At 56.7% G+C, this 1,133-nt stretch carries 1 protein-coding gene; it reads left to right on the top strand.

Annotated features, from left to right (window positions below):
* On the top strand, positions 1 to 1,133 hold a 1,133-nt coding region (locus tag ADAD_RS0115140; protein WP_010415569.1), incomplete at both ends, for a baseplate megatron protein TIM-barrel domain-containing protein.

Below are 1,133 nucleotides of genomic sequence, written 5' to 3'. Positions count from 1 at the left end.
GACGCGTGGTATGACCAATACGACGTTATGGTGAACCATTACGCGCAACTTTGCGACGACGCGGGCGGCGTTGCGGGCTTCGTAATTGGGTCGGAACTTGTCGGCTTGAACCGCAGCCGCGACGCGTTGGGTTCCTACCCGTCGGTTGACCGCCTAGTGTCGCTTGCGGCTTCGGTTAAGTCTACTGTGGGTAGCGGCACCGACGTAACCTACGCCGCCGATTGGTCAGAATGGTATCATAGCGCGAGCGACGGCCATTGGTTCCACCTTGACCCGCTTTGGTCTTCGCCGAATATCGACGCTTGCGGTATTGACAACTATTTGCCGTTGTCCGATTGGCGCGACGGAACGCAGCACCTTGACTACGACGGGGTTAACGGGCCGGTTTCGCCATACGAACCCGACTACCTGCGGTCGAATATCGAAGGCGGCGAATACTTCGATTGGTATTACTTGAACGCAGCCGACCGGGCCGCGCAAATCCGCACGCCTATTACCGACGGTGCCTACGGTAAACCATGGGTATTCCGCAACAAAGACTTCCGTTCTTGGTGGAATAACTACCATTACAACCGCCCCGGCTACGTCGAAGACGCTTCGCCGACGGGTTGGGTTCCTAATTCAAAGCCGATTTGGTTTACTGAATTCGGCTTTCCTGCGGTCGATAAAGGCACCAATCAACCAAACGTTTTCTACGACCCTAAGTCTTCCGAAAGCGCCTACCCCTACTTTTCTACGGGTTTGCGCGACGACTTCATACAACGCGTCGCTACTGAAACCGTGCTTGACTATTGGCGCAACAATACGCCCGAAAGCGGCGGGCTTAAAATGATTGAACCGCGCAATATGTTTATTTGGACATGGGACGCGCGACCGTTTCCCGATTGGCCCGCACGCGGCACCGTATGGTCAGACGGGGGCTTGTGGTTCAAGGGGCATTGGTTCACCGGGCGGCTTGAAAGCGTGCCCCTAGCCCGGCTTGTGGCGGCGCTGTGCGAAAAGGCGGGGCTTACCCCCGACCAATACGACGTTACCGGCCTATACGGCCCCGGTGCGCTTGTGCGCGGCTATGAAATCGACAAGGTAGGCAAGGTGCGAACGCAGCTTGAAACCCTTATGGAAGCCTACCTTTT

The organism is Citromicrobium sp. JLT1363 (assembly GCF_000186705.1).
GTDB lineage: Bacteria > Pseudomonadota > Alphaproteobacteria > Sphingomonadales > Sphingomonadaceae > Alteriqipengyuania.
Note: the sequence above shows the minus strand (reverse complement) of the source record. Positions and strands in the feature narration are given on the sequence as shown.